Source organism: Variovorax sp. RCC_210 (assembly GCF_041355175.1).
Classification (GTDB): domain Bacteria; phylum Pseudomonadota; class Gammaproteobacteria; order Burkholderiales; family Burkholderiaceae_C; genus Variovorax.
Genome location: NZ_JBFUPJ010000006.1, coordinates 240,755 through 259,945 on the forward strand (window position 1 = coordinate 240,755; position 19,191 = coordinate 259,945).

Genomic DNA, 19,191 nt, shown 5'->3' on the forward strand with positions numbered 1-19,191 from the left:
CAGCTGAACCAAGGGAGGCACATTCGATGGCGAAATCCGCAACGCACCACATCCCGTGGGGTGCCCTGGGGCCGTGGCTGGCCCTGCTGGGCGCCTGCATCTTCTTCGCGACGCAGTCCGACCGCTTCCTCACGGGCGGCAACCTGTCGCTGATCCTGCAGCAGGTGATGGTGGTGGGCGTGATCGCCATCGGCCAGACGCTGATCATCCTCACGGCGGGCATCGACCTGTCGTGCGGCATGGTGATGGCGCTGGGCGGAATCATCATGAGCAAGTTCGCCACCGAGCTCGGCATGCCCGCGCCGCTGGCCATCCTGTGCGGCATCGGCGTGACCACGCTGTTCGGCCTGCTCAACGGCCTGCTGGTCACGCGCATCAAGCTGCCGCCTTTCATCGTGACGCTGGGCACGCTGAACATCGCCTTCGCGATCACGCAGCTGTATTCGTCGTCGCAGACCATCACCGACCTGCCCGGCGGTCTCACCGGCCTGGGGCTGACCTTCACGATCGGCAGCGCCGAGGTGGCCTGGGGCTCGGTGCTGATGGTGGCGCTGTATGCGCTCGCGTGGTTCGTGTTGCGCGAGACGGCCGCGGGCCGGCACATCTATGCGGTGGGCAACAACGCCGAAGCGACGCGGCTGGTGGGCATTCCCACGCAGCGCGTGCTGCTGGGCGTGTACGTGGCCGCGGGCGTGCTGTACGGCATTGCCGCGCTGCTGTCGGTGGCGCGCACCGGCGTGGGCGACCCCAACGCGGGGCAGACGGAAAACCTCGATGCCATCACCGCGGTGGTGCTCGGCGGCACCAGCCTGTTCGGCGGGCGCGGCATCGTGCTGGGCTCGCTCATCGGCGTGCTCATCGTGGGCGTGTTCCGCAACGGGCTCACGCTGATGGGCGTGTCGTCGATCTACCAGGTGCTGGTCACGGGCGTGCTCGTGATTCTTGCGGTGGCCGCCGACCAGCTCTCGCGCAAGGGAGCCCGCTGATGAACACCGTCACCAACCCCAAGATCGTCATGCAGGCCAAGGGCCTGGTGAAGCGCTACGGCCAGGTCACCGCGCTCGACGGCGTCGACTTCGAGCTGCGCGAGGGCGAGATCCTTGCGGTCATCGGCGACAACGGCGCGGGCAAGTCGTCGCTCATCAAGGCGCTGTCGGGCGCGGTGGTGCCCGACGAAGGGCAGATCCTGCTCGACGGCAAGCCGGTGCAGTTCCGCAACCCGCTGGACGCGCGCCGCGCGGGCATCGAGACGGTGTACCAGGACCTGGCCGTGGCCCCGGCCATGACCATCTACGAAAACCTGTTTCTCGGGCGCGAGCTGCGCCGCCGCGGCTTCCTGGGCAACGTGCTGCGCATGCTCGACAAGAAGAAGATGCTGGTGGAGAGCACCGCGCGCATGGCCGACCTGAAGGTGGGCATCCAGTCGATGACGCAGGCGGTCGAAACGCTCTCGGGCGGCCAGCGCCAGTGCGTGGCCGTGGCGCGCAGCGCGGCCTTCGCGCGGCACGTGGTCATCATGGACGAGCCCACCGCCGCGCTCGGCGTGAAGGAGGGCAACATGGTGCTGGAGCTGATTCGCCGCGTGCGCGACCGCGGCCTGCCCGTGGTGCTCATCAGCCACAACATGCCGCACGTGTTCGAGGTGGCCGACCGCATCCACGTGGCGCGGCTGGGCAAGCGCGCGGCCGTGCTCGACCCCAAGAAGATCAGCATGAGCGACACCGTCGCCGTGATGACCGGCGCCATGACCGCCGACCAGTTGCCCGCGGAGGCGCATGCCTGATGCGGACGCCACCGCGCGCACGGCCGATGCCGTGGCGGACCGCTCGCCGGACCCCGTTCCCGAGCGCGCTCCTGAGCCCGTTCCCGAGCGTGCCCCGGACCTGTTGCGGCCGCGCGGCTCCAACCAGGTCGGCATGCGCCAGTTCAACGAACGCACCGTGCTGCAGGCGCTTCGCGTGCACACCAGCCTGCCCAAGGCCGACCTCGCGCGGCTCACCGGGCTGAGCGCGCAGACCATCGGGCTCATCACCGCGCGGCTCGAAGAAGACGGCCTCATCGTCAAGCAGAGCCGCGTGCGCGGGCGCATCGGCCAGCCGTCGGTGCCGCTGGCGCTGAACCCCGACGGCGCCTTCGCCATCGGCATCAAGGTGGGGCGGCGCGGCGCCGAGTGGCTGCTGATCGACTTCACCTCGCAGGTGCGCGAGCGCCACGCCATCAGCTACGACTTTCCCGACGTCGACGAACTGCTGCCCGCCATTGCGCAGCACATTCACCGGCTGCGCGACGGGCTCGGCGCGCTGGCCGTGCGCAACGTGGGCGCGGGTCTGGCCGCGCCGTTCCAGCTCGGCGGCTGGCACCGCACGCTGGGCTTGTCGAAGGCGCAGGCCGACCTGTGGAACCAGATGGACCTGGCCGCCGAGGTGCGCGCGCGCACCGACGTGCCGGTGAGCTTCGCGCGCGACACCGTGGCCGCCTGCGTGGCCGAGCTGGTGAGCGGGCGCGGGCACGACCTGAAGAGCTTCCTGTACATCTTCGTGGACACCTTCGTGGGTGGCGGGCTGGTCATCAACTCGCACCTGCACACGGGGGCGCATGGCAACGCCGGCGCGCTGGCCTCGTTGCCGATGCAGCCCGCGCGTGTCGGCGGCGCGCTGCCGCCGCAGGTGATGGCCGAGGCCTCGCTGTGGGAGCTGGAGCAGCGCCTGCACGGCGAGGGGCTGGACCCCACCGCGGCCTATGACGAGCGCGCGTTGCAGCCGCCCTTTGCCGCGGCGACGCAAGCGTGGCTGGGCACCGCGTCGCTGGCGCTGGCGCACGCCATCGTCAGCAGCACCGCGGTGCTCGACCTGGCGGACGTGGTGATGGACGGTTCGATGTCGCGCGCATTGCTGCAAGCCTTGCTGGCGCAGACCCGCGCGGCGTTGGCGCAGTGCAACTGGGAAGGCCTGTGGCCGCCGCAGTTGCACGCGGGCGGCGTGGGGGCGCAGGCCTGCGCGCTGGGCGGGGCGATGCTGCCGCTGCACGCGAACTTCGCGCCGGGGCATGAGGTGTTCTTGAAAGCGGACTGAAATCGACTGAAGGCGGACTGAAGCCGGACGGCAATCGGCCCGGGGGAGTCTTCGCTCCCCGCGCCGAAGCGGCTTTCAACCGGCCCTGCCGGCGCCGCGCAGTTCATGGATCAGGTCGATCAGCGCACGCAGCCCCGCCGGCACATGGCGGTGGCCGGCGTAGTACAGGCACAGCCCCGGCGCGGGCGCCGTCCACGCGTCGAGCACGCGCACCAGCCGGCCGCTGACCAGGTCGTCCGCCACGTACCACTGCGCCAGTTGCGCCAGGCCGATGCCTTGGCGCGCGGCCTGCAGCATCAGCAGGGGCGCGTCGAGCACCAGCGGGCCGGGCACTTCCATGCTCAGCGCCTTGCTTTTTCCCTTCCCCTTTCCCTTGCTCGTGAACTCCCACGGCGAAGGCGTGCCGCCGGGCAGGCGCGCGCGAATGCACGCGTGCTGCGCCAGGTCGGCTGGCTTCTTCGGCGCCGGGTGCCGTTCGAAGTAGCCGGGCGAGCCCACCACGGCCATCGGCACGTCCTCGGTGATGGGCACGCGGATCATGTCGCGCGGCACCAGCGAGCTCACGCGCAGGCCCGCGTCGAAACCTTCGCCGACCACGTCGACCAGGCGCCCCTCGGTGACGATGTCGATCGTCATGCCAGGGCAGCGGCGCAGAAACTCGAGCATCAGCGGCTCGAACACCATCAGCGCGGCGCCCAGCGAACTGTTGATGCGCAGGGTGCCGCCCGGCGCGGCCTTGCTGTCGGTCACCGCCGCCATGGCGTCGTGGATGCGCGTGACCGCCGGGCCCACCTGCGCCACGAACTGCTGGCCCGCCTCGGTGAGCGAGACGCTGCGCGTGGTGCGGTGGAACAGCCGCGCGCCGAGCCGGGCCTCCAGGTTGGCCACGGCGTTGCTCACGGCCGTGGCCGACATGTCGAGCTCGACCGCCGCGGCCGCGAAGCCCCGGCGCCGCGCCACCGCCAGCACCACCTCGAGTTCGGTCAGTCCGCTCTTGTGCATTGTGCTGATTTTCGTGATGAAACATCCATGTTTCATCATATTCCCAGCGCAATGGGTGCTGCCTAGACTTCGTTTCCATCAAGCGATTTAGCAAGCGATTCACCCAGGGTCACGACCCGCGAAAGGCAAGGCAACACCATGTGGAACATCGACAAGGCATACATCGACGGCGCCTTCGTCCCCGTGCAGGGCAGCGAGGTGGTCGAAACGGTCAATCCGGCGACGGAGCAGGTCATCGGCACGGCAACGCTGGCCAACCGCGACGACGCGAGGCGCGCCATTGCGGCCGCCAACCGCGCGCAGCAGGCCTTGCGCCGCACCGGCAAGGCCGAGCGCATCGAGATGCTCGAGCAGCTTTCGCAAGCGGTGCTGGCACGCACCGACGACATTCGCGACGTGACCATCGAGGAATACGGCGGGCCGCTGTCGCGTGCGCAGTGGGTGAGCCAGTACGCCTCGCAGTGCTTCGCGGGCGCGGCGAAGACGCTGCAGTCCTACGAGTTCACGCGCCGCATCGGCGAGGCCACGGTGGTCATGGAGCCGGTGGGCGTCGCGGGCCTCATCGCGCCGTGGAACAGCACGGCCGGCACGGTGTGCAGCAAGCTGGCTTCGGCCATTGCGGCGGGCTGCGCCTCGGTCATCAAGCCGAGCGAGCTGAGCCCGATCCAGTCGCAGGTGGTCGCCGAGGCCTTGCACGGCGCGGGCCTGCCGGCGGGCCTCTTCAACATCCTGCTCGGCCGCGGCAACGACGTGGGCGACGAGATCAGCACCAGCCCCGGCATCGCCAAGCTGTCGTTCACCGGCTCCACGGCCACGGGCAAGGCCATTGCCCGCGCGGGCATCGACACCATGAAGCGCGTGAGCCTAGCGCTCACCGGCAAGTCGGCCAGCGTGGTGCTCGACGACGCCGACCTGGCCGTGGCGCTGCCCATGGCCGTGAACGCGGCCTTCATGAACAACGGCCAGGCCTGCGTGGCGGGCACGCGCCTGCTGGTGCCGCGCTCGCGCATGAACGAGGTGGCCGAGCGGCTGGGTGCCATCGTCGCGGGCCTGCGCGTGGGCGATCCGCGCGATGCGGCCACGGCCATCGGGCCGCTGGCGAGCCGGGCGCAGTACGAGCGCGTCCAGGGCTTCATTCGCCGCGGGCTGGCGCAGGGCGCCACGCTGCTCGCGGGTGGCGAAGGCCGGCCCGCGGGGCTGGAGCGCGGATGGTTCGTGCGGCCCACGGTGTTCACCGGCGTGCGCAACGACATGGACATCGCCCGCGAAGAAATCTTCGGGCCGGTGCTGTCGGTGATCGCCTATGACGGCGAGGACGACGCCATCGGCATTGCCAACGATTCGGCCTACGGCCTGCAGGCCTATGTGTTCTCGTCGCAGCCGGCGCGCGCCCACCGCGTGGCGCAGCAGCTGCAGGCCGGCACGGTGCTGGTGAACCGCATCGCGCCCGAGTTGCTCGCGCCCTTCGGCGGCGTGAAGCAGTCGGGCGTCGGCAGGGAGTTCGGCGTGTTCGGCATGGAGGCTTTCATGGAGCCGAAGACCATCGCCGAGGCGCGCTGAGTTTCGGCGGGCGTTACCTGCCACTGTTCCGCTCGGTTGCCAACTCGATGGCCAGATCGTGCGCCTCGGCAAGCAGCGGCTTCACCCGATCGAAGGTCTTCGCGCTCGGGTTGATCACGCTCAGCCAATGCATCCTCGCGTACACCGGGTGCGGCATCAGCGTGTCGAGCGCGGTGTGGTCGACGGGCTCCTGCGCATCGCCGAACAGCCCTTGGAAGCTGGCCTTGCTCACGCCGATGTTCAGGCGGTACAGCCCGCCTCGATCGAGCTGCGAGGCCTTGTCGGACGCGCTGTCCTTGGTAACGATGGTCGCGAACGGAAACTCGTTGCCGTCGTCGTGAAAGAAGAAGGTGTTGTCGTCGGCCATCTCGAAGTGGCCGCCGGCCAGCATGTCGATCAGGTATTGGGTGAGGGTGTCTTCGGTCATGCGGTGAAAGGAAGTGGCGGGCAAGGCGCTGTCGAGCGTCGAACGTCGACGGTCGGATGCGCATGATGCCCGCATGCCGTCGGCGGCGGTCGCCGGGTGCTCAGGGCTTCCAGCGCCGCAGCCCCAGCTCGTCGGCCAGCTGCTGGTAGCCCTTGATCTGCGCCTGCACATAGTCGTCGAGCGCGGCACCTGTGAGCGCGAACGGGTACAGCCCGTGCTGCTCGCGCAGCGCGGCAAAGCCGGGCGCGGCGCCGGCCTCGCGAAAGGCTTGCACCCACGCGCGCACGGCCGGCTCGGGCACGTCGGCGCTCAGGTACAGGCCGCGCACGGTCGGCCACACCAGGTCGATGCCCTGCTCGCGCGCGGTCGGCACGCCGGTGAGCGCGCCGCCCAGGCGCTGCGCCGACAGCACCGCGAGCAGCCGCACCGCCGCGCCGCCGGCCATGGCCTGCAGCGCCTCGGCCGCATCGCCGGGGAAGGCATCGACGTGCTTGCCCTGCAGCGCCCCCAGCGCGTCGCCGCCGCCTTCGAAAGACACGAAGCGCATCGCCTTGTGGTCGCGCCCGGCGGCGCGCACCAGCAGCGCGGCCTTCACCCAGTCCTGGCTGCCGACGGTGCCGCCCGCGCCGAAGGCGATGCGCGATGGGTCTTGCCGCAGCGCGGCCACCAGGTCTTGCAGGCGCTTGTAGGGCGAGTCGCGGTGCACGGCGATCACGCCGTAGTCGGTGCCCAGCGTGGCGATCCAGCGCACGGCCGAAGGCGCGTGCGGGCCGAAGCGGCCTTGCGCCAGGTTGAGCAGCGAGCCGCTCGAAAACGCCACCAGCGTTCCGGGGCCGCCGAGCTTGCCGGTGGCGATGCGGTCGAACGCGACGGCGCCGATGCCGCCCGGCAGATAACGCTGGCCCAGCGGCGGGCGCGCGGGGCGCACCGCCTGCAGCGCGTCGCGCGCGAGCGCGCAAGTGAGCGCGAAACCGCCGCCGGCCTTGGCGGGAATCACGCAATCGGCGGCGTCTTCGGAAGGGTCGCCCGCCGCCATTGCGCGAGGGGCGAACAGCGGCAGCAGCAGCGCCGGGAGCGTGCGCAATGCGTGGCGGCGGGTGGTCTGCAAGGGCATGAGGGAGCGTGGGTTCGGCGCTTCAAGTGGCGGCCGGCGCCTGGACCGGGGCTTGGGCCGGGGCCTGTGCTGGCACGGGGGCGCGCGGCCACCAGATGATCGCATGCAGCCCCCGCCCGGACTCGCGCGCCTCGAGCCGCAGTTCGCCCTGGTGGCGCTGCGCGATGGAGCGCGCAATGGCCAGCCCGAGCCCGAAGCCGCCCTTGCCCGCGCGCGCGCCGCGTCGGAAGCGCTGGCCCAGCGCGGCGCGCTCCTCGTCGCCCAGGCCGGGCCCGTCGTCCTCCACGTTCAGGCTCCAGCCCGCGGCATCGCCCGCCGCGAAGAGCGTGACCGTGCCCTCGGCCGGCGTGTAGGCGATGGCGTTGGCCACGAGGTTGGCCAACGCCTCGCGCAGCAGGCCGCGGTCGGCGACGGCGACGAACTCGGGCGTCGGCGAACGGGTGCCCAGGTCTGTGCCCAAGTCGATACCCAGGTCGATCTGTTTGGCGCGCGCCAGCGGCAGCAGGTCGAGCGCCACCTCGCGCAGCAACGCGGCCATGTCGAAGGCCGCGGGCTCCACCGCCACGGTGTCGCTGCGGCCCAGCGCCAGCAGTTGCTGCGCGCTGCGCGTGGCGCGGCCGATTTCGGTGCCCAGCGCATCGAGCGCCACCCGCACCTGCGCCGGGTCTTGCTCGCGGCGCGCGTAGTCGGCCTGCATCTGCAAGGTGGTCAGGTGGGTGCGCAACTGGTGCGAGGCATCGTCCAGAAACTGGCGCTGCTGCGTGACCAGCGCCTGCGTGCGCGACATCTGCTGGTTGACCGCCGCCACCAGCGGGCGCACCTCGGCGGGCAGGTCGTGGTCGGCGATGCGTGTCAGGTCGTCGCTGGTGCGGGCCTGCACCTCGCGCGCCAGCCGCGACAGCGGGCGCAGCGCTGCCGCCAGCGCAATGGCCGTGCCGCACAGCAGCATGGCCAGCACCAGCCCGTCGCGCAGCGCCGCGCTGCGCACGAAGCGCGCGCTGAACTCCTGCCGCGAGCGCGTGCTTTCGCCCACCTGGATGAGCACGCTGCGCCCGGTGCTGCCGGCCGGCGCGCGGTCGAGGTCGCGCCGGTAGGCCGCGAGCCGCACGGCCTCGCCGAAGTAGGTGGCGTCGTAGAAGGCCGGCACGCCCATCGCCAGTTCGGTGGGCGGCGCGGGCAGGTCGGCGCTGCCCAGCTCCACCAGCCCGTCGGAGGTCGACACCCGGAAGAACACCTGCCCGCTGGCCGTGAGCTCGAAGAACTCGAACATCGTGTACGGCAGCTCCACCGACAGCCCGCCCGAGGCGGTCGAGATGTTGGCGTCGATGGACTTCAGCGCGCCCAGCAGCGAGCGGTCGTAGGCCGCGTTGGCGGCGGCCAGCGCGTCGTGCCGCGTCATCCACAGTTCGAGGCCGGTCACGACGAGCAGGGCAGGGAACAGCAGCAGGGCCAGGCGCTGCCACAGGCTGGCGCGCTGCAAGCCTTGCAACCCCCGCAAGCGCCCCAGCCGCTGGTGCCATCGAAGCGGTGCGTTCACCTGTTCACCCATTCGCTCAGCCTGCTTCCAGCACATAGCCCAGCCCGCGCAGCGTCACGATGCGCACGCCGCTGCCGTCCAGCCGCTTGCGCAGCCGGTAGACGAACACTTCGACCGCCTCGGGGTGCACCTCTTCGTCGTCGGAAAACACGCGCTCCAATATCTGCTGCTTCGACAGCGGCTCTCCGCTGCGCTGCACCAGCACGCGCAGCACGGCCAGCTCGCGCGGCGACAGGGCCAGCGCCTCGCCGTTCAGCGTGAAGTGGCGGCGCGCGCCGTCGTACACCAGCGGCCCGCACGCCAGGCGCGGGTGCTCCACGCCGCGCGCGCGGCGCACCAGCGCATGCAGGCGCGCCTCGAGCTCGGCCAGTGCAAAGGGCTTGGCGAGAAAGTCGTCGGCGCCCGCGTTCAACGAGGCCACGCGCTCGCTCAGCGAATCGCGCGCCGTGAGGATCAGCGCCGGCAGCCGCTGGTCGCGCTCGCGCAGGCGCTGCAGCACGGTGTGGCCGTCCATGCCGGGCAGGCCCAGGTCGAGCACCAGCGCGTCGTGGTCGCGCTGCTGCAGCGCCCGGTCGGCCAGCCGCCCGTCGTCCACCCATTCGACCTGGATGCCCGCGTGCTCCAGCGCCTTGCAGAGCCAGGTGCCCAGGGTGTGTTCGTCTTCGGCCAGCAGGATGCGCATGGCGCCGATGCTAGGGCCTGGCGCAATCAATCCGGCTTGATGTTTGCCCTTGCGATTACTTTCTGCCAGCGGGTTTGTTCGGCCGCGATGAACTGCGCGAACTGCTCCGGCGTGCCGCCCACGGCCTCGGCCGCGTCGGCGGTCAGGCGCTGCATCGAGTCGGGCGACTTCACGGCCTTCATCGTCTCGGCCGAGAGCTTGGCCAGGTTGGCCGGCGCGATGTTGGCCGGCGTCAGCATGCCGTACCACTGCGTCATCTCGAAGCCGGGGAAGCCCTGCTCGGCCACGGTGGGCACGTCGGGCAACTGCGCCAGGCGCTTGGCCGAGCCGGTCGCGATGCAGCGCAACTTGCCCGCCTTGATGAACGGAATGATCGCCGCCGCGCCGATGGCCGAGGCGTCGAGCCGGCCCGAGAGCAGGTCGGTCACCATCGGGCCGGTGCCGCGGTAGGGCACGTGCAGCATGAACACGTCGGCCGTCATCTTCAGGTACTCGAAGGCCAGGTGGCCCGCGCTGCCGTTGCCGGCCGAGCCGTAGCTGAGCTTGCCGGGCTTCGACTTGGCGTAGGCGATGAACTCCTTCAGGTTCTTCGCGGGCACGTCGGGGTGCACCACGTACAGGCTGGGCACCTTGGCCAGCAGGCTCACGGGCTTGAAGTCCTTGTTGGCGTCGTAGGGCAGCTTGGCGAAGATGTACGGGTTGACTGCCAGCGTCCCGATGTGGCCCAGGATGATGGTGTGCTGGTCGGTGGCGCGCGCCACCTCGCTCATGGCGATGTTGCCGGCCGCGCCGGGCTTGTTGTCGACGAACACGCTCTGGCCCAGCGTGCGCGAGAGTTCGGCGGCGGTGGATCGCGCGACGATTTCCGAACTGCCACCAGGGGCGAAGGGCACGACGAAGCGGATGGACTTGCTCGGCCAGGCGTCTTCGGCGCGGGCCAGCGAAGGGAGCAGGCCGCCGAGGGCGAGGGCGCCGCCGGCTTGCAGCCAGTGGCGGCGGTTCAGCGCGCTATTGGTCTGGAACAGGTCGGGCAGGTCGGGCAGGTCGAGCAGATTGGACGTATTGGACGAATCGGACATGGGGCTTGTGTCTCCAGCGCTTTTGGATTGAAAGTGCGGATGGTGCCCGGGGGATGCTGTCGGAATGCTGTCAGCGGCCTCAGATCAGGTTGCGCATCGCCTGCGCCGTTTCCCTCAGCACCGGCAGCACCCGCGCCACCGCGTCTTCCGAGCTCTCGTGTCCCATCGGCATCGTGATGTTCAGCGCCCCCACCAGCGTGCCGTGGCGGTCGCGCAGGGGCGCCGCGATGCCGCGCGAGTTCAGGTCGAGCTGCTGTTCCGACAGCGCCCAGCCCTGCGCCCGGATGCGCGCCAACTCCAGCCGCATGCGCTCCATGCTGGCGATGGTGTGCGAGGTGAACACGGTCAGGGTCTTGGTGGCCAGCCACTGGTTCAGCTCGGCGTCGCTGCGCAGCGCGAGCATCAGCATGCCCGAGGCCGTCACCTGCGCAGGCACGCGCGCGCCCAGCACGTAGCCGGTGCTCATGCTGCGGTTGGGGCCGTTGCGCGCGATGTAGACGACCTCGTCGCCGTCCATCACGCTCAGGTACGCGAATTCGTTGGTGCCGGCGGCCACGCGCTGCAGAAAGGGCTGCACCACGCGCGGCAACCGGGCCGATTCCAGGTACGACTGGCCCAGGCGCAGCACGCGCGGCGTGAGCCAGAAGAGCTTGCCGTCGCTCGCCACATAGCCCATGTGCTGCAAGGTGAGCAGGTAGCGCCGCGCAGCGGTGCGCGTCATGTTCGTGCGCTGGCCGGCCTGGCTGGCGGTCAGGCGCGGGTTGGCGTCGTCGAAAGCCTCGATGATGCTCACGCCGCGCTCCAGCCCGGCGATCCAGTCGCGCTTGTCCAGGCCCTCCGGCGGGGCCGAGCCGTTGTCGGGGTCGCCGTCCAGGCTGCCGCGCAGGCTGGTGGCCGTGCTGTTCTTGTCCTTCGTCATGGGCGGAAGTGTGCCTTCGGTAGGGGGCTCCCGGTGCTCTGGTAGACCCCATGGAAACCCTTGATTTGAACGATCATCGATTTTCGTAGTTCGATAATCGCACGTTTGACCGGACGTAAGCCTGCAAGAAGTGGGCGGAGCGACTATAAAGCTCGGCATCCGGCCTCGAAAAGAGCGATTGACGAACGGAAGCAAGCACATGAGCCATTCCATCCGCGGCAGCACCCAGGCGTACCTGATTCCGGGCGACCCGGTTCGCAACGTGCGGCTGCCACGCATGTTCAACGCCGCCTTCGAGCGCTACGACATCGACGCGGTGCTGCTGCCCATGCAGGTGCCGGTGCGCGACTTCGCGGTGTTCTTCAAGTCGGCCTTCCTGGCGCGCAACGTGCGCGGCATGGTCATCGCGCCGCCGCACAAGCCGCTGGTGGTCGACCTGCTCGACGGCTGCGGCCTGTTCGGGCGCGTGGCCGGCTCGGTGAACGTGGTGCGCCGCACCGAGGGCGACCAGCTCGAGGGCGACCTGTTCGACGGCGAAGGCCTGATCGGCGCGCTCGACCACTGCAACATTCCCTTTCGCGGCAAGCGCGTGCTGATCCTGGGCGCGGGCGTGAGCGCCGCGGCCATCGGCGTGGCGCTGGCCGAGGGCGGCACGGTGAACGGCGCGGAGCACATCGCCTTCTTCGACACGGCCGCCGGCAAGGCCGCCGGCGTGGCCGCCAAGCTGAACGCCTTTTTCGACGCGACCGTGGTCGCGGTGGAAAGCAACGCGCCCGAGGGCTACGACCTGGTCATCAACGCCACGCCGCTGGGCCTCGTCGAGGGCGACGCGCTGCCGGTGGACGTGACGCGCATGGACGGCCACGCGGCGCTGTTCGACATCCTGCTGCGCAACCAGCCCACGCCGCTGGTGCGCGCGGCACGGGCGCGCGGGCTCAATGCGCAGGCGGGCTTCGAGATGCTCATCCAGCAGATGCCGCACTACCTGCGCTACTTCGGCCACCTCGATGCGGCCACCGCGCTGCAGGCCGACGCCAACTTCCTGCGCGAGATCGTCTACCCGCCGGCCATGCACGCCGAGATTGCGCAGCCGCTGCGCTACCACTCGCCCAGCGTGGCCTGAGCGCCCACCTGTTCAAACGCTTCAGCAAAGTTCCAGAGAAACGAACGACATGATTTCCGGCAAGACCACCCTCATCGCCCACCTGGGCTTTCCGACCGAGGCCTTCAAGGCCCCGATGATCTACAACCCCTGGTTCGACAAGCACGGCATCGACGCGGTGGTGGTGCCCATGGGCGTGAAGCCCGAGGACTACGCGGCCTCGCTGCCGCAGATCTTCAAGTTCAGCAACCTGCGCGGCGCGCTGGTGACCATGCCGCACAAGGTGACCACCATGCAGCTGGTCGACGAGGTGACGCCCACCGCGCGCGTGGCCGGCGCGTGCAACGCCATCCTGAAGCGGCCCGACGGCACGCTGCTGGGCGACCAGTTCGACGGCGCGGGCTTCGTGCGCGGCGTGGAGCGCAAGGGGCGCCTGTTCAAGGGCACGCGCGTGCTGGTGTCGGGCACGGGCGGCGTGGGCTCGGCCATTGCGGCGTCGATTGCCGCGGTCGGCGCCGCCGAGCTGATGCTGTTCGACATGAGCGAGGCCTCGGCCAACGCGCTGGCCGCGCGGCTGCGCGACAACTATCCGCAGATGAAGGTGAGCACGGGCTCGAAGGACCCGGCCGGCTACGACGTGGTGGTCAACGCCACGCCGCTGGGCATGAAGGACACCGACCCGCTGCCCTTCGACGTGGACCGCATCGATGCGGGCACCTTCGTCGGGGAGGTGGTGATGAAGACCGAGTTCACGCCGCTGCTGCTCGCGGCCAAGGCCAAGGGCTGCCAGGTGCAGGTGGGCACCGACATGCTGTTCGAGATGATTCCGGCGTACCTCGAATTCTTCGGATTCGGCACAGCGTCCCCGGAGGAATTGCGCGCCGTGGCCCAATTGAAATATTGAAAGACCAGGTCACCGCATGAGTATTTTCGAAGGCTTCCTCTCCACATCCGAAACGCTGGGCGCCTTCAGCGACCGCGCCTTCGTCGACGCCATGCTGCGCTTCGAGGCCGCGCTGGCGCGCGCGCAGGCCGCCGAGGGGTTGATTCCCGAGAGCGCGGCGCACTCCATCGTCAGCAGCTGCAAGGTCGAGCTGTTCGACGTGGCGAAGATCGTGCGCGAGAGCGGGCGCGCGGGCAGCGTGGCCATTCCGCTGGTGAAGGCGCTGCGCGAGGCCGTGGGCCTGTTCAACGCCGACGCCGCGCCCTTCGTGCATTTCGGCAGCACCAGCCAGGACGTGATCGACAGCGCCATGGCGCTGGTCACGCGCGAGGCGGTGGCGCTGGTGGAAACCGACCTGGCCAAGGCCGCCGACGCCTTGCTGCGCCTGGCCACGTCGCACGCCGACACGCCGATGCTCGCGCGCACGCTGATGCAGCCGGCCTCGGTGACCAGCTTTGGCTTCAAGTGCGCGGGCTGGGCCGCGCCGCTGGTGCGCAGCCGCATCCGCCTGCGCGAGGCCGCGCGGCACGCGCTGCAGCTGCAGCTGGGCGGCGCCGTCGGCACGCTGGCGCAGATGAAGGGGCAGGGCCCGGCGGTGCGCAAGCGCATGGCCAAGGAACTGGGCCTGGGCGACCCCGGCGCCACCTGGCACACGCAGCGCGACGAATGGGTCGCGCTGGGTTGCGAGCTGGGCCTGATGACGGGCAGCCTCGGCAAGATCGCGGTCGACATCTCGCTGCTCGGCCAGTACGAAGTGGCCGAGGTGACGGAGCCCAGCGAGCCCGGCCGCGGCGGCTCGTCGGCCATGCCGCACAAGCGAAACCCGGTGGCCTCGATGGTGGCCATTGCCGCCGCGCACCGCGCACCGCAGCGCGTGGCCGCCTTGCTGGGCGCGATGCCGCAGCAGCACGAACGCGCGCTCGGCGCATGGCAGGCCGAGCTGGGCGAATGGCCGCAACTGCTCATGTCCGCCCACGGCAGCGTGCGCGCCATGGCCGGCGCATTGCCCGGCCTGCAGGTGGACGCCGCGCGCATGCGCGCCAACATCGACCGGCTGCGCGCCGAACTCCCACGCGACGCGGCCGACGAATGGTTCGACCCCGCGCTCGCCCTCCATGCCGGCCAGACCGCGCTCGCCGAAGTGAAGGCGCTGCAGGCCCGGCTCACCGAACACAAGGAACTCTCGCAATGACCGCCCCCGAATTTCCCGCCGAACCGACGGCTTCCTCAGTGCCAACCGCCTCTGTGGTGCCTGCAGAGGGCTACGAGTCCGGCCTGCTCAACCGCCGCCGCGTGCTGGGCGACGCCTGGGTCGACAAGTCGCTGGCCAACCGCAACGAGTTCAACGCCGAGTTCCAGGAGCTCATCACGCGCCACGCGTGGAACGATATCTGGGGCCGCCCCGCGCTGGGCGACAAGACGCGCCGCTACATGGTGCTGTCGATGATGCTGGGCATCCACGCGTACGAAGAATTCGCGATGCACGTGCGCGCCGCGCTCGACGGGCCGAGCGAGTCGCGCCTGACGCCCGACGACATCAAGGAAGTGATCATGATGGCCGCCATCTACTGCGGCGTGCCCGTGGCCAACCATGCCTTCGGCATTGCCACGAACATCCTGCGCGAGAAGGGGCTGCTGGCCCCGGCTTCGGCCCCGGCAGCCCAACCCGCGAGCAAGTGAGCGCGCCGGTCGCCCGCAAGGGCCGGTTCGACGTCAGCTTCACCTTGCTGCTGCCGCTGCTGCTCGCCGCGCAGCCGGTGGCCACCGACAGTTACCTTCCCGCGCTCCCGGCCATTGCCAGGGAGCTCGGCTCGGCCAGCACCAGCCTCACGCTGTTCGTGCTGGCCTTCGGCTTCGCGCAGCTGCTGTGCGGCCCGCTGGCCGACCGCTTCGGGCGCCGGCCGGTGCTGCTGGCGGGGCTCGGGTGCTATGTGCTGGCCGCGCTGGGCGGCGCTTTCGCGGGCAGCGTGGCGTTGCTGGCCGGCTGGCGCACGCTGCAGGGCTTTTCGATGGCGGCCATCCTGGTGTGTTCGCGCGCCGCGGTGCGCGACCTGTACCCCGCGCACGAAGGCCCGCACGTGATGGCGCGCGGCCTTACCGGGCTGGGCGTGGTCGGGCTGGCCGCGCCGCTGCTGGGCGCGTGGCTGGTGCAGGGCGCGGGCTGGCGCTGGGTGATGGTGGCGATGGCGGTGTATGCGTCGGTGCTGTTCGCGCTGTGCTGGCGCTCCTTCGGAGAAACGCGGCAGCCATTCGCACCGGGCGAAGGCCAATCTTCCGCGCCCCGCGGAAGTGCCCGCGCCGTGTTCGCGAGCCGCTCGTTCCGCGCCTGGGCCTCGGTGGCGGCCACCACCTACGGCGGGCTGTTCTGCTTTCTGCTGCTGTCGCCCATGGTCTACATCGGCTACCTGGGCTGGTCGCCCGCGTGGTACGGGTGGATCCCGGCTGGCGGCTCGCTGGTCTACATCTTCAGCACCACCATGTGCCGCACGCTGCTGCGCCGCTACGGGCCGGTGCGCACGGTGCGCCTGGGCGCCTCGCTGAGCCTGGCGGGCCCGGTCATCCAGGCGCTGGGCTGCCTGCTGCTGCCGCTGAGCGCGGTGCCGCTGCTGGTGGGCCACGCGGTGTACTGCCTGGGCCACGGCATCCACCAGCCCTGCGGCCAGGCCGGCGCCGTGGGCGACCTGCCGCACCTGGCGGGGCGGGCCGTGTCGTGGTCGGGCTTCGGCATGATGATGGTCGCGTTCTGCGTGGGGCAGATCGCCGCGCTGTTCGTCGACACCCGCTACTCCAACGGCGCCTGGCCGATGGTGCTGCCCATGCTGCTGGCGGGCTGCGTGCTGATGGCCATCGCGTTCTTCTGGCTGCCGCGCCTGCAGCACCACCAACCTTCCCCAACTCCTGCACACCCGACAAAGGAACCCACACCATGACCCGCTTGAATGTCGTTCGCGAGGGCAGCGGCCCGTTCGTCGTGCTCAGCCATGCGCTCGGTTGCGACCTGCACATGTGGGACGCCGTGGCCGCCCAACTGGCGCGCGCCCACACCGTGCTGCGCTACGACCACCGCAACCACGGCGCCAGCGAGCTGGTGCCCGGCCCGCTGCGCATCGAGACGCTGGCGCAGGACGCGGCCGAGCTCATCCAGCGCGAGACCGGCGGCGAGCCCGTGCACTTCGTCGGCCTGTCGATGGGCGGCATGACCGCGCAGGCGCTGGCCGTGCGCCACCCCGAGCTGCTGAAGACGGTGGTCATCGCCAACTCGGCCGCCTACTACCCCGACCAGGCCCCCTGGCGCGCGCGCGAAGACACGGTCAACGCCAAGGGCGTGGCCGCCATCGCGCCCGGCGCGGTGTCGCGCTGGCTCACGCCGGCCTTCGTGGGCACGCCCGAGGGCGCGGCCGCCGCCAAGGCGCTGCACGACACGCTGGTGCGCACCGACGCGCAGGGCTACATCGCCGCCTGCAACGCCGTGGCCGCCATCGACTTTCGCGAGAGCAACCACCGCTTCACCGTGCCCACGCTGGTCATCGGCGGGCTGCAGGACGAGGCCACGCCGCTGGCCATGTCCGAGGCCATGGCCGCGGCCATTCCGGGTGCGCGGCTGGCCACCATCGACGCCGCGCACGTGAGCGCGGTCGAGCGCCCGGTGGAGTTCACGCAGCTGCTGATCGACTTCTGGCGCAGCCTTTGAGGCGCTTTGCGGGGTCGCCAGACCTAGGTGTATCCCGTATTTCGTTCGATTAACGGACGTATTTGATCGATCATCGATCAAGAGGGCGCTGAATAGATTGTGGGGCGGGCCGGGTGTTTCTAAAGTCCACCCCATGCATCGCTCCATTGCCACCGTGTCGCTCAGCGGCACCCTCCGCCAGAAGCTCGAAGCCGTCGCGGCCGCCGGTTTCGACGGCATTGAGCTGTTCGAGGCCGACTTCATCAACTTCAAGGGCACCGCCGCCGACCTGCGCCGCATCACCGCGGACCTGGGCCTGAGCATCGACCTGTACCAGCCGTTTCGCGACTTCGAAGGCATGCCCGAGGCGCAGTTCCGCCGCAGCCTGGAGCGCGCCGAACGCAAGTTCGACCTGATGGAGGCCATGGGCGCGCCGCTGGTGCTGTGCTGCTCCAACACATCGCCGCTGTCGGTGAACGACCCGGCGCTGGCCGCCGCGCAGCTGCACGAGCTGGCCGAGCGCGCCGCGCGCCGCAACCTGCGCGTGGGTTTCGAGGCGCTGGCCTGGGGCCGCCACACCTCGCTGTATGGCCAGGCCTGGAACATCGTGCAGCAGGCCGACCACCCGCACCTGGGGCTGATCCTCGACAGCTTCCACACGCTGTCGCTGAAGGACGACCCCGCGGGCATCGCCCACATTCCGGGCGAGAAGATCTTCTTTCTGCAGATGGCCGACGCGCCGCTGCTGGCCATGGACGTGCTGCAGTGGGCGCGCCACCACCGCTCGTTTCCGGGGCAGGGCGACTTCGACGTCGTCGGCTTCTTCGAGCAGGTGCTGCGCGCGGGCTACACCGGGCCGCTGTCGCTGGAGATCTTCAACGACATCTTCCGCGAGACGCCCAACCGCCGCACCGCGGTGGACGCGATGCGCTCGCTGCTGTACCTAGAGAGCGAGGCGCGCCAGCGCATGGCCGCCACCCCGCCGGTGCAACCGCAGCGCGTGGAGCTGTTCAACCCGCCGCCGGTGCCGGCGCTGTCGGGCCTGTCGTTCATCGAGTTCGCGGCCGACGAGGCCTCGGCCCCGGCGCTGGAAACGCAGGTGAAGCAGCTGGGCTTTCGCCGCATCGGCAAGCACCGCTCCAAGGCGGTGACGCTGTACCGCCAGGGCGAGATCAACCTCATCGTGAACGCCCAGCCCGACTCCTTCGCGCGGCAGCGCTTCGAGGCGCACGGCACCTCGGTGTGCGCGCTGGGCGTGCGCTGCGACGACCCGCTCGCGGCCATGGGCCGGGCCACCGCCATGCGCTCGCAGCGGCACGACAGCCCGGTCGGCCCCAACGAGCTGCGCGTGCCGGCCATCGTGGCGCCGGGCGGCAACCTGCTTCACTTCGTGCCCGAGGCGCTGGGCGCCAACGGGCTGTACGAGGCCGACTTCGTACTCGACGATGCGGGCCCCGAAGCAGGACATGAAGGAAACGACGCCGGCCTGCAGCGCATCGACCACGTGGCCCTGGGCCTGGCGCTCGACCAGCTCGACACGTGGGTGCTGTTCACGCGCGCCGTGCTCGGGCTGGAGGCCGGCGAGAGCCTGGAACTGGCCGACCCCTTCGGGCTCATTCGCAGCCGCGGCGTGGCCAACGCCGAGCGCAGCCTGCGCCTGGTGCTGAACGTGTCGCTCAGCCAGCGCACCCGCACCGCGCGCACGCTCAGCGTGACCGGCGGCGGCGCGGTGCACCACATTGCGCTGGGCTGCGCCGACATCTTCGACACGGCCGCGCGGCTGCGCGCCAACGGCACGCGCTTCGTGCCCATTTCGGACAACTACTACGACGACCTGGCCACGCGCATCGACCTCGCACCCGAACTGCTGGCGCGCATGCGCGAGGCGGGCGTGCTGTTCGACCGCTCGGCGGCCGGGGACTACCTGCACATCTATACCGAGAGTTTCGAGGGCGGACTGTTTTTCGAGGTCGCACAACGCGTGGGCAGCTACGACGCGTACGGTGCCCTCAATGCACCGGCGCGCATGGCTTCCCAGGCGCAGGATTGATTCGTTGGGTTTTTTCTGATTACTTACCTGTCAAC

18 protein-coding genes are annotated in these 19,191 nt (G+C 70.3%); 11 read left to right on the forward strand and 7 right to left on the reverse strand.

Annotated features, from left to right (window positions below):
* The first annotated feature begins 26 nt into the window (after positions 1-26).
* The 3 genes from AB6807_RS19405 (at position 27) to AB6807_RS19415 (ending at position 3,071) form a co-directional block, all read left to right on the forward strand.
* Complete coding sequence (locus AB6807_RS19405; RefSeq protein WP_116909740.1) at positions 27-986, forward strand: ABC transporter permease; 960 nt, start codon at positions 27-29, stop codon at positions 984-986.
* A complete protein-coding gene (locus AB6807_RS19410; protein ID WP_371085820.1) occupies positions 986-1,783 on the forward strand; it encodes an ATP-binding cassette domain-containing protein in 798 nt (265 codons plus the stop codon). The genes AB6807_RS19405 and AB6807_RS19410 overlap by 1 nt, the downstream gene beginning before the upstream one ends.
* A 133-nt stretch (positions 1,784-1,916) precedes the next feature.
* Entirely contained in the window at positions 1,917-3,071 is a 1,155-nt protein-coding gene (locus AB6807_RS19415) for an ROK family protein (RefSeq protein WP_371085905.1), read from the forward strand.
* Positions 3,072-3,146: 75 nt separating this feature from the next.
* Here the strand turns inward: AB6807_RS19415 and AB6807_RS19420 are convergent, their stop codons facing one another.
* Complete coding sequence (locus AB6807_RS19420) at positions 3,147-4,073, reverse strand: LysR family transcriptional regulator (protein WP_371085821.1); 927 nt, start codon at positions 4,071-4,073, stop codon at positions 3,147-3,149.
* 138 nt (positions 4,074-4,211) lie between these two features.
* On the opposite strand from AB6807_RS19420, the gene AB6807_RS19425 reads away from it, so the two are divergent.
* Positions 4,212-5,633, forward strand: a complete 1,422-nt coding sequence (locus tag AB6807_RS19425; protein ID WP_371085822.1) for an aldehyde dehydrogenase family protein — start codon at positions 4,212-4,214, stop codon at positions 5,631-5,633.
* Positions 5,634-5,646: 13 nt separating this feature from the next.
* Here the strand turns inward: AB6807_RS19425 and AB6807_RS19430 are convergent, their stop codons facing one another.
* The 6 genes from AB6807_RS19430 to AB6807_RS19455 all read right to left on the reverse strand — a co-directional run bounded on the left by AB6807_RS19430 (position 5,647) and on the right by AB6807_RS19455 (position 11,391).
* Entirely contained in the window at positions 5,647-6,060 is a 414-nt protein-coding gene (locus AB6807_RS19430) for a DUF6194 family protein (protein ID WP_371085823.1), read from the reverse strand.
* 100 nt (positions 6,061-6,160) lie between these two features.
* Positions 6,161-7,174, reverse strand: a complete 1,014-nt coding sequence (locus tag AB6807_RS19435; RefSeq protein ID WP_371085824.1) for a tripartite tricarboxylate transporter substrate binding protein — start codon at positions 7,172-7,174, stop codon at positions 6,161-6,163.
* A gap of 22 nt (positions 7,175-7,196) precedes the next feature.
* Positions 7,197-8,723, reverse strand: coding sequence for a sensor histidine kinase (locus AB6807_RS19440; RefSeq protein WP_371085825.1), 1,527 nt, complete (start codon positions 8,721-8,723; stop codon positions 7,197-7,199).
* Between the two features lie 4 nt (positions 8,724-8,727).
* Positions 8,728-9,393, reverse strand: a complete 666-nt coding sequence (locus AB6807_RS19445; RefSeq protein ID WP_116909734.1) for a response regulator — start codon at positions 9,391-9,393, stop codon at positions 8,728-8,730.
* A gap of 26 nt (positions 9,394-9,419) precedes the next feature.
* Positions 9,420-10,472: a Bug family tripartite tricarboxylate transporter substrate binding protein gene (locus AB6807_RS19450; protein WP_371085826.1), complete on the reverse strand. Its 1,053-nt coding sequence runs from the start codon at positions 10,470-10,472 to the stop codon at positions 9,420-9,422.
* 79 nt (positions 10,473-10,551) lie between these two features.
* Complete coding sequence (locus tag AB6807_RS19455) at positions 10,552-11,391, reverse strand: IclR family transcriptional regulator C-terminal domain-containing protein (RefSeq protein ID WP_371085827.1); 840 nt, start codon at positions 11,389-11,391, stop codon at positions 10,552-10,554.
* A 199-nt stretch (positions 11,392-11,590) separates the two neighbouring features.
* Between AB6807_RS19455 and AB6807_RS19460 the strand changes: the two genes are divergently transcribed.
* From AB6807_RS19460 to AB6807_RS19490, 7 genes are all read left to right on the forward strand, one after another.
* Complete coding sequence (locus AB6807_RS19460) at positions 11,591-12,514, forward strand: shikimate dehydrogenase (protein WP_286514758.1); 924 nt, start codon at positions 11,591-11,593, stop codon at positions 12,512-12,514.
* A 49-nt stretch (positions 12,515-12,563) separates the two neighbouring features.
* Positions 12,564-13,397, forward strand: coding sequence for a shikimate dehydrogenase (locus AB6807_RS19465; protein ID WP_371085828.1), 834 nt, complete (start codon positions 12,564-12,566; stop codon positions 13,395-13,397).
* Positions 13,398-13,413: 16 nt separating this feature from the next.
* Positions 13,414-14,628 carry a 3-carboxy-cis,cis-muconate cycloisomerase gene (gene pcaB / locus AB6807_RS19470; protein ID WP_286514762.1) on the forward strand — a complete coding sequence of 405 codons (1,215 nt, stop codon included), beginning with the start codon at positions 13,414-13,416 and terminating at the stop codon, positions 14,626-14,628.
* Entirely contained in the window at positions 14,625-15,116 is a 492-nt protein-coding gene (locus AB6807_RS19475) for a carboxymuconolactone decarboxylase family protein (protein ID WP_371085829.1), read from the forward strand. Before pcaB ends, AB6807_RS19475 begins: the two co-directional genes overlap by 4 nt.
* On the forward strand, positions 15,113-16,366 hold the full coding sequence (locus AB6807_RS19480; protein WP_371085830.1) for a multidrug effflux MFS transporter: 1,254 nt from the start codon (positions 15,113-15,115) through the stop codon (positions 16,364-16,366). Before AB6807_RS19475 ends, AB6807_RS19480 begins: the two co-directional genes overlap by 4 nt.
* Positions 16,363-17,127 carry an alpha/beta fold hydrolase gene (locus AB6807_RS19485; protein ID WP_371085831.1) on the forward strand — a complete coding sequence of 255 codons (765 nt, stop codon included), beginning with the start codon at positions 16,363-16,365 and terminating at the stop codon, positions 17,125-17,127. Before AB6807_RS19480 ends, AB6807_RS19485 begins: the two co-directional genes overlap by 4 nt.
* 133 nt (positions 17,128-17,260) lie before the next feature.
* Complete coding sequence (locus tag AB6807_RS19490; protein ID WP_371085832.1) at positions 17,261-19,156, forward strand: bifunctional sugar phosphate isomerase/epimerase/4-hydroxyphenylpyruvate dioxygenase family protein; 1,896 nt, start codon at positions 17,261-17,263, stop codon at positions 19,154-19,156.
* The last annotated feature ends 35 nt before the right edge of the window (positions 19,157-19,191 follow it).